The organism is Bradyrhizobium sp. 45 (assembly GCF_023073155.1).
GTDB lineage: Bacteria > Pseudomonadota > Alphaproteobacteria > Rhizobiales > Xanthobacteraceae > Bradyrhizobium > Bradyrhizobium canariense_D.
This window is the reverse complement of sequence record NZ_JADPIX010000072.1, coordinates 1-6,096: the sequence shown is the minus strand read 5'-3', so window position 1 is coordinate 6,096 and position 6,096 is coordinate 1. Positions and strand designations below refer to the sequence as shown.

The following is a 6,096-nucleotide window of genomic DNA, read 5'->3' as shown; positions in this document are numbered from 1 at the left end:
ATCGATCCACGCCCATAAACGTTTAAAGCTGCACGCTGGCTCCTGCTTGCGCGCGTCGCAATCTGTCAGAGCTTACGTCCCATTAGACGGTGTGAGCGCAGTCGTGCGACGAACGAAGACGACGCCGATCCACGAGTTGGAGCGTTACATGCGGTGCAAGGATTGTTCGGACGTGCGGGGCTATTGCAGCGGGCAAAACGGACGATCTGTTCTGTCTGCCGCAGAAAGATACCGTTGATGCAGAACCAAAACCAGAATGTTCGGGTCGGGATTCGAGTCGTATCGCCACCAACATGGCAACGACTTTGTACGCTAAAGTACGATCTTCTACGATGTTGTACTCTGACGGCAGCGGTTCGAGCGCTCGTACGGATTGTCTCAGCCGCGAAAGCGCGGCGAACTTTCTGAAAGTCAGGTCGATGCCACAAGCGGGCGATGCGGGACAGCGGGCCTGAAGAACGGGCGGCCGAGTTCGACCGGCTCGGACGCATGGGAACGCTTCCTCCTTCTACCGAGGCAGGTCCGGTCCCTTCAGCTTTCGCGTGGGCTGCGATCGAGGTTCACCGAGAAATAGTCGACCACTTCCGTAGCCTCGGCGCCTTGCCTGAAACCCCGCTGTTCTTCGAAATCGACGGAAGGACCATATGGATGAACTGCTGGCGGCGTACAATGACATCACCGCTTCCGGATTGGGCCCCTCCCAACCGCAATGCGATGCGGCGAAGGCGGAGCAGCGTTCGCTGGCGGAGCCATGCGCAAAGTTCCGTTGTCACGCCGATCTAGCCGGCTTGACCTCTTCCGCATCAGCCACGCGTTCGCTGAGAGGGCGGCTTAAACTCCACGACCTCGTGCTGGTCGCACGGATTAGCTCGCTCATTTTTCTTGACGATTAGCTCAAGCTCGAGAGCCTCGAAGGCGAGTTCATCCGCCAAGCGCTTAAACAGCTCGCGCTTTTCTATGTCCGTCGCTTGCTGGCTCATCAGCATAAACTCTCTGGCGTCAGCGCGGACCTTTTCCAAACGTCGTCGGAGGTCCTTCATGTGTGCCGGCTTAGCTTTTAAACTTATCCTTGGCCCGAACAAATCAGTTTGCTTGTTCGGATCCACCCGGAGTCAACTGCCGAAACTCGATACTGGTTCTATGCGGACCGCCAAATTCGCCGCTCTTCGTGCTGCGATATTTGGGCCACGCTCCATGACCCAGCCCCTGTTCAGGGATTGCGGGCTGAGGACGGCCGTCTTGGCCGATGAGCCATCCCTGTCCGGCTCTCGCCGGATGATGCATAGAACTAGCATACCTGAAGGGGGCATGAATGTTCGAAAGCGCACAGACGCGAGTGTTGCGCCCGACTAGGCTGGGAGCGATCCTGGACGCTCGCAAAGCGCTCGGGGCCCAACGGCCTCGGGGAGATGCGAAAATGTGCCGGCTGCGCTGAAGCGGCTCCGTCCGCGAACGCAGTGTTGCCGGTTGCGTGCCGGGTATGAGGCAGGAGTAACCTCGGCAGATTCTGGATCCAACCGTGGTCGGTCCTCGTGCGTACTGCCCTTCTCATCGTGGGAATATGGCTACTGGTGAACGTTCTGTTCGTTGTAGTTGTCCTGCCCTCGCGCAGACCGTCACCTACTCGGCGAGCAGGAATTCCATCTCCGGTGACGATTAACACGACGGCCGGTCGCTCGGACGATCACGACCCACCACTCCTGCAGCGCGCAATGAGGCCGGTTGCAATCAGGGTTCTTTTCATCGTGCTCATCCTTCCAGTCCTTCGAGCGTGGAATGCGGTTAGGCGGCACTTCAGAGGGCACGACAACTAGACACGGCCATCGCGTGCTTGAGATTCTCGTCGATGTCCTCACTGCGCCGCGGGCCCCCCGAGCGATTCAGCGAGACCATCAGCCCAGCGCTCTCGCTATGGCCATGCCTCGAAGCATGGTTATGACCCGCGCTTCAACGATGATGTGAGAAGCTCAGAGCCAGTGGGGAACAGGCGCCAGCATTTCCATCCCAAAATGCCGCAACGCGCGCTCAATTGGTCTGCCGCTTTTCGGCTGAAGCCCGATCGATCAGGAAATCGTCCAATTTTCGGCCGGCTCGAAGCTGCGGCCGCAGCCATCGAGGCAGCCTGCCGCGACCCGACCATGTCTCCGCCGGGTTCTTCGGATTGCGATATTTGGGACGAACGGGCGGGTATGGACGGCGCTCGCGATTGAACCGCGTGGCCTCGTTGGCCAGTCCAATCCTGTGGAGCCGTTCCTCCAAATGTGCTTTTTGCACCAACATTTTCTGAGTGAGTTTGGCGGCGACCTCTTGGTGAAATATCCAGAGCTCGTCAACGGAGAGCGAATTGAAATGCGCGGTGTTCATGGCTCCATCCCTAATCTTGGGCAGAAGGCCCAGGCAGACAAGTCGGGAATCCGGGAGCAGACAAGCCCTCAGTTAAATATTGATCATGCAATCCACATTTAATACGAGAGGTAGCAGGGAGAAAGGCGCGACAGTGGTAATATCGTGGCGGAGTATTTAAATCGCCGCGCGGGGTAGCCACGTCTCGTGACCTCCACAAACTCACCCTCGGCCAGTTGCGCTTTCGTGCTCGGGGACGAGCGCAAAGATGGCGATCGACCGGACGGCGGCGCGGACGGCTCGATGAATCGCGCTGCCTCGTGACCGGCATATTAATCAGGTAGCCAAGAGTACAATTAATTAATTCATCGCGCCGCCCGATTTAAGCCGCATGGGAGCCGTTGTCGCCGCTAAGGTTCGAGCGGGGGTGGGGCGCACCCGGGAGTTTTCGATGTCCGGTCATTTGCGATTATACTTCGCCAGTTTGGTGCTTGTCGGAGGTTTATCGGCGGCGCCTGCGTCTGCCAACCCTCTTGCCGACTTCTTCAATACTGCTACGCCCCAACCCACGGTAACCTCTCCGCCGCAAGCCGAATGCGTGCCGCGTCCCGGTACCTCGACCACTGGTGGACAGCATTGGGTCTACCGAATGGACGGTCGCCGCAAATGCTGGTTCCTGGCCGAGGGCATCGCGACGGTGAAGAAGCCCATTCGGGCTCGCATGGCCAAAGACCGCAGCGCCAGTTTGGACGAGAACGGGACGAGGTGGAGCGCGGTCGTTGATGCGCGCGCGGAGGTGCTGCGCTCCGCACCGCCCGAGCAATCTCAGCCGCCTGTACCCGAAATGAAGGTAGCTGATGCCGCTTCCAATCTCGGCACGGGGTCGGCGGCCCCCATTGTCGATCTTCCCAACCAGATCACCTCCGAACACTCCGTGCCGGGCCAAGTCGACGTTGGGCAGCTTCTCGCCGACGCACCTCAAGATATGCCGCTGGGCGCGCGCACTGCAGAGGCGCACGGCGAAGCGCGCAGCTGGACGGCCTGGTTCGGTGTACTGCTGATGACGCTTGGTGGCCTCTCGCTCTTGAGCTCGAGCCGCACGCTTCGGCATGCGTGGAGATTACGTTAGCTTAGATGCGAGGTACATCCGCCGCGCAATCAATGGATTCCACGAGCCGGTATAGCCGAACTGCCACACGTACAAAGATTCCGTACGCCACGCCTAGTTTGGCACCGGCTTAGACGGACATTCGAGTACGATGACGGTCGCCTTTGGGATCGGACTGCATTATGCGGTACAAGGTGTTCGTGGTGGACGGCAGCCGGCAACTGATCTGCGCTGCAAAGCTCGACTGCATTGACGAGCAGGCGGCGAGACGCCGAGCCGAGCAAATGCATGACGAGCACGACGTTGAGCTTTGGCAAGGCGATCGACTCGTTGCTGTGTTCCGAAGTGCAACGTCGAATGAAGGTCGGAGCTAACGCGCGATCCTGAATAGACGGCCGGTCTCGCCGCCGAGTTAGTTCGAGCATTGTGAGGCACCGCGGCCTGGCTGGTTGCCGACATGTCGCAGCGACGTCGTCACCGGGGCTCGCTACTGCGGTCCCGGCCGTCTCTAAACGGCTCTTGCTCTGCCGCTCGCTTTGGTACGCTTTCTTCTTGTTCTTGCTTCTACATGTCGGAGCTTACTTCGAAGCTTTTCCACCTCTCTAAGCTCCTCCAGAAGCGCCTGGTGCCGTTCATTCAGAACAGCACTAGAAAAAATCTGACGCGTACTCGACATCACATGCCTCAGAAATGATTTGAAGTAAGAAGTCGACGAAAAGCGAAAGCTAAAGAATACTCCACCGAAGCTCAATGAGCTGAAGCCGCAGCCGCCAGATGCTCCCAGTACTCTGCCTCTGCAAGCAGTTTCCAGCTTCTCTCAGGTTGGAGTGCGGCAGTCTGTCGGCACAGCAGCGCCATTGCACGCAGGCGGCGGGCAGCTTCCATTTCAACCTCCCATGTTTTCCCCCAACATATTTTTTGTTTTTGCGATGGAGTCATCATGATTATATGACATAATCAAATTTCTCATTTAATGGCGGTCATTTGGTTCCATTTGTAAGCCGACCGGGAACTGCTTTCGGTTTAAGCTTCACATCGATTTCGAATGCTTGCTCGCCGACCCCCGCTGCGCGGTAAAGCGAACGAGACTGCACGGGACGGCAGCACGAGATGCGAAGCTTCATGCGCGAGCATCGCAATGTCAGAAATCCTAGCCGAGGACTCTTCTCGCCGCCCTCCAGGGCACGTGCGACGGCTACCGAGACAGTTATCTTTCTTTGGCTTTCAAGGTGATGACAACCAAGACAGCATCAACAGGGTCAGAAGCAATAGATGTCGCGTGCCTGCTGGGCTTCGCTCCGACAGTTCTCATCATAGCGTATGTGGGCGGCCTAAGCGAAGGAGCCAACGGGTTGCGCAAGACTTTGCAGCAAACACGGTTGGGAGGATCAAGAAAGAGTATCAGGAGCGGGATTGGGTCGTGCTTCGGAACCTCTCCAGTGGGCTGCTCCTGCGTGATCTCGTGGAGAAAGAGAAATCGCAGTTCGTGCGCCATACGTGTCGTTCTCCGAAGTGAGTTCATAGGCATGGAGCCGGGGATTTATCGAGGGGTCAGTAACCTAAAACAAACGAGCCTGGATGCAGAAACCGCCCCATTAAGTCCCGAGGCCGTTTTGCCTGACTAGAAGCGAGGAAGCAATTTCTCGTCCTCGTGCTGAAAGCGCAATTGAGCCTGGTCCAGGTCGCGGCCCGCTTCAGTAGGGTTGGGCGGGGTCAGGCATCGACAGATTCGGTGCCTTCGGGAGTATCTTCGACGGGTCGAACTGCGCGAGGATCTGCTTGCCCATAGCCACCGGATCTTTGAAAAAATCCAACGGAGACGGGAAATTGAAGCTGCCTGGCAGAGAGTGCAGGGCGTTGAAATCGGAAACGTCATCGACGCCAAGCACTACCTCCTCACCCTCGACGACGAAGTGCTTCTGGCGGTTCTTCAGAGCGGCCGCGGCAATCCATGGGTAACGCTCGATCCAATCCGTGCCATGCGCGATAGCGGCCGGCACGCGTTTGTCCGGGGATACGTCCTGCTCTCTTGCGAGGCAGCAAAGGATGGGGAACGACGGATGCGCTCGCTCTAAGGCAAGCTGGGCGATTTTAAAGCACGAGGCCATTTTTAAATAAATAAATAATATAATGCCAGTTTAAATGTTGACCAATATTTAAAATAGAATTAATTTGAGAGTGCCTGGCGCCGGACGAACGCGTCTGGCCACCGAGAAACGGCTCCCGCATCCCGCCCCTGCTTACGCCATGAGATGTGAGGGGCCGTTTCTTGGCCGATGGTGAGGCGGATCATCCTCCGCATGGCTACGTTTTTATCGTCCCCACCATGACAGCAGCGGTGTTACTGGTTGAAATCGCAATTATTATTGTTCTCGTCACGATTTGACTGACGCGAGAACCTAACAGCTGATGAGAAGCGGCGCGCGATCACGCATGATCGTCTCAGTCAGCTCGCCGCATCGTGCGGTCGATTTATCTTGTCAAAGTGGAAAAATGACCCGCCGGTCACACCGGTCGTTTTAGTCGTTGCTCTCACGAGCTTAGACCGTCGTCCGTTAAGAAGCCGAATTGAGCGGGAGCGGACAGGCAAGCGTATGCGATAGCTGGATCAGGAAGAGGCACAAGAGTTCTCTGAGCCAGGCGAG

At 57.4% G+C, this 6,096-nt stretch carries 4 protein-coding genes; 2 read left to right on the top strand and 2 right to left on the bottom strand.

All coding sequences use genetic code 11. The features are described from left to right. Window positions 1–644: 644 nt before the first annotated feature. On the top strand, window positions 645–893 hold the full coding sequence (locus IVB42_RS13200) for a hypothetical protein (protein WP_158091481.1): 249 nt from the start codon (window positions 645–647) through the stop codon (window positions 891–893). 1,132 nt (window positions 894–2,025) lie between these two features. Here the strand turns inward: IVB42_RS13200 and IVB42_RS13195 are convergent. Then, window positions 2,026–2,280 (bottom strand): H-NS histone family protein, encoded by a 255-nt coding sequence (locus tag IVB42_RS13195; RefSeq protein WP_346732219.1) that lies wholly within the window; start codon window positions 2,278–2,280, stop codon window positions 2,026–2,028. A 712-nt stretch (window positions 2,281–2,992) separates the two neighbouring features. Between IVB42_RS13195 and IVB42_RS13190 the strand changes: the two genes are divergently transcribed. Next, a complete protein-coding gene (locus IVB42_RS13190; RefSeq protein ID WP_240543874.1) occupies window positions 2,993–3,472 on the top strand; it encodes a hypothetical protein in 480 nt (159 codons plus the stop codon). A 1,673-nt stretch (window positions 3,473–5,145) separates the two neighbouring features. Here IVB42_RS13190 and IVB42_RS42275 read toward each other — a convergent pair. Then, window positions 5,146–5,451, bottom strand: a complete 306-nt coding sequence (locus IVB42_RS42275; RefSeq protein ID WP_338014018.1) for a hypothetical protein — start codon at window positions 5,449–5,451, stop codon at window positions 5,146–5,148. Window positions 5,452–6,096: the final 645 nt, after the last annotated feature.

What these genes read in the sequence shown, in the direction of transcription:
- IVB42_RS13200 (WP_158091481.1), top strand. Translation starts at nt 645, where the DNA reads ATGGATGAACTGCTGGCGGCGTACAATGACATCACCGCTTCCGGATTG.
- IVB42_RS13195 (WP_346732219.1), bottom strand. Translation starts at nt 2,280, where the DNA reads ATGTTGGTGCAAAAAGCACATTTGGAGGAACGGCTCCACAGGATTGGA.
- IVB42_RS13190 (WP_240543874.1), top strand. Translation starts at nt 2,993, where the DNA reads ATGGACGGTCGCCGCAAATGCTGGTTCCTGGCCGAGGGCATCGCGACG.